This window comes from Bradyrhizobium sp. (assembly GCF_016462955.1).
Classification (GTDB): Bacteria; Pseudomonadota; Alphaproteobacteria; order Rhizobiales; family Xanthobacteraceae; genus Bradyrhizobium.
Genome location: NZ_JAEMSD010000753.1, coordinates 1 through 2425 on the forward strand (window position 1 = coordinate 1; position 2425 = coordinate 2425).

The 2425-nt window shown below is 64.2% G+C and carries 3 protein-coding genes; all 3 read right to left on the bottom strand.

The features are described 5' to 3' along the window. The coding region (locus JHD07_RS37865; protein WP_291631507.1) for a CTP synthase at positions 1 to 1169 on the bottom strand (1169 nt) is incomplete at its 3' end. Positions 1170 to 1335: 166 nt separating this feature from the next. Next, complete coding sequence (gene secG / locus JHD07_RS37870) at positions 1336 to 1716, bottom strand: preprotein translocase subunit SecG (RefSeq protein ID WP_291631509.1); 381 nt, start codon at positions 1714 to 1716, stop codon at positions 1336 to 1338. A gap of 139 nt (positions 1717 to 1855) precedes the next feature. Next, positions 1856 to 2425 (bottom strand): triose-phosphate isomerase (tpiA, locus tag JHD07_RS37875; protein ID WP_291631512.1); only part of this gene is annotated, 570 nt, incomplete at its 5' end.

Here is a 2425-nt window from a genome sequence, read left to right on the forward strand (position 1 = left end):
GCCTCGATCACCGCCATCTGCATGCCGAAGCAGATGCCGAAATACGGCACGTCGCGCTCGCGCGCGAATTGCGCCGCCTTGATCTTGCCCTCCGCCCCGCGCTGGCCGAAGCCGCCGGGCACCAGGATGCCGTTGACGTGTTCGAGGAACGGCGCCGGATCCTCTTTCTCGAAGATTTCGCTCTCGATCCAGTCGAGATTGACCTTCACCTTGTTGGCGATGCCGCCATGCGAGAGCGCCTCGATCAGCGACTTATACGCATCCTTCATGCCGGTATATTTTCCGACGATGGCGATGGTGACGTGGCCCTCGGGGTTGCGGATGCGCTCGTTGATCTGTTGCCAGCTGCGCAGCTCCGGCGGAATCCGCGAGCCGATGCCGAACGCGGCGAGCACCTCGTCGTCGAGGCCCGCATTGTGATAGGCCTCCGGCACCGCATAGATGTTGTCGACGTCGCGCGCCTCGATCACGGCGCTTTCGCGCACGTTGCAGAACAGCCCGAGCTTGCGCCGCTCCTCCTTCGGGATCTCGCGGTCGGTGCGGCAGAGCAGGATGTCCGGCTGGATGCCGATCGAGCGCAGCTCCTTCACCGAGTGCTGCGTCGGCTTGGTCTTCAATTCGCCGGCGCTCGGAATGTAGGGCAGCAGCGTCAGGTGGATGTAGACGGCGTGGTCGCGCGGCAGCTCGTTCTTGAGCTGGCGGATCGCCTCGAAGAACGGCAGGCCCTCGATGTCGCCGACGGTGCCGCCGATCTCGACCAGCACGAAATCGTAATCGTCATTGCCGTCGAGGACGAATTCCTTGATGGCGTTGGTGACGTGCGGAACCACCTGGATGGTCGCGCCGAGATAATCGCCGCGACGCTCCTTGGAGATGATGTCCTGGTAGATGCGGCCCGTGGTGATGTTGTCGGCCTTGGTCGCGGGACGGCCGGTGAAGCGCTCGTAATGACCGAGATCGAGATCGGTCTCCGCTCCGTCATCGGTCACGAACACTTCGCCGTGCTGATACGGCGACATCGTTCCGGGATCGAGGTTGAGATAGGGGTCGAGCTTGCGGAGGCGGACCTTGTAGCCCCGGGCCTGCAACAGGGCACCCAGTGCCGCCGAAGCCAGACCCTTGCCGAGCGAAGAAACCACGCCGCCGGTGATGAATATATACCGCGCCATGGGACTTAACCTCTAATCCCCTAAATACGATTCGCCAAAGCGATTCGTATTCCGCCCCAAAGATTTTGCGGGCCTGTGGGTGAGCCAAAACGAAGAGTGGTGACAGTGCCTTGATGGGGATTGTTGATGCAGGATGGTAGCAGCCGTCCTGCATGGCCCCCCTGCTTTATTGCGAGCGCGGCACCTGCGGACCCGCCGGCGCCTGGTTCTGCTGCTCGTCGACTTTCTTCAGCGAATCCAGGATGCCGCCCGAAGTCGGCGGGGCGATCGGCGATCCGCCGGACGGCTGGGTCTGCGACGGCTGGCCGATGATCGACGACGGCTTGCGGTCGTATCCGGCGTACCAGGAGAGAAACAGGCTGGTGAGGAAGAAGCCGACGGCCAGGATCGCGGTAGTCCGAGTCAGAAGGTTCGCAGTGCCGCGGCTCGACATGAAGCCCGCGCCTCCGCCCATGCCGAGGCCGCCGCCTTCCGACTTCTGGAGCAGGACGGCCCCGATCATGACGGTAACGATCATGAGGTGGATGACGATGACAACGGTCTGCATAATATCCTTCCGTCACAAGCGGGCGGCGCCTGACGGCGGCCGATCGCGCTTCGCGGGTTTTCCTGAAGTTGCGCGGTGTTACACGATCGGAAGGGGTATTGCCACCCCCGATCGGGTCGGGATCAAAGCTTTGGGTTAGCTAGGGGCAGCCTTTGGCGATCGCAAGGAAGTCGGCCGCCTTCAGGCTGGCGCCGCCGACCAGCGCGCCGTTGACGTGCTTCACGGCCATCAGCTCCGCCGCGTTCGAGGGCTTGACCGACCCGCCATAGAGAATGCGCATCCTGGCCCCCTCGGCTTTGAACCGGGAGATCAGGAGTTCCCGGATAAAGCCATGAAGTTGCTCGACATCCCCGGCCGTAGGTGTCAGCCCGGTGCCGATCGCCCAGACCGGCTCATAGGCCACGACCAGATTGGCCGCGGTCGAGCCATCGGGCAGCGAACCATCGAGCTGGCCACGCAGGATATCCCGCGTCTGGCCGGCGTCGCGCTGGGCCTGCGTCTCGCCGATGCAGACGATCGCGGTCCCCCCGGCGCGCCAGGCGGCTTCGGCCTTCTGCCTGACAAGCGCGTCGCTCTCGGCATGATCGGCGCGGCGCTCTGAATGGCCGACGATGATGGCGGTCGCGCCGGCATCCACCAGCATTTCGGCGGAGACATCGCCGGTATGGGCGCCGGAGGCCGCGTGGTGGCAATCCTGCCCACCCAACGC

Coding starts and splice junctions, on each gene's coding strand:
- secG (WP_291631509.1), bottom strand. CDS start 1,716: ATGCAGACCGTTGTCATCGTCATCCACCTCATGATCGTTACCGTCATG.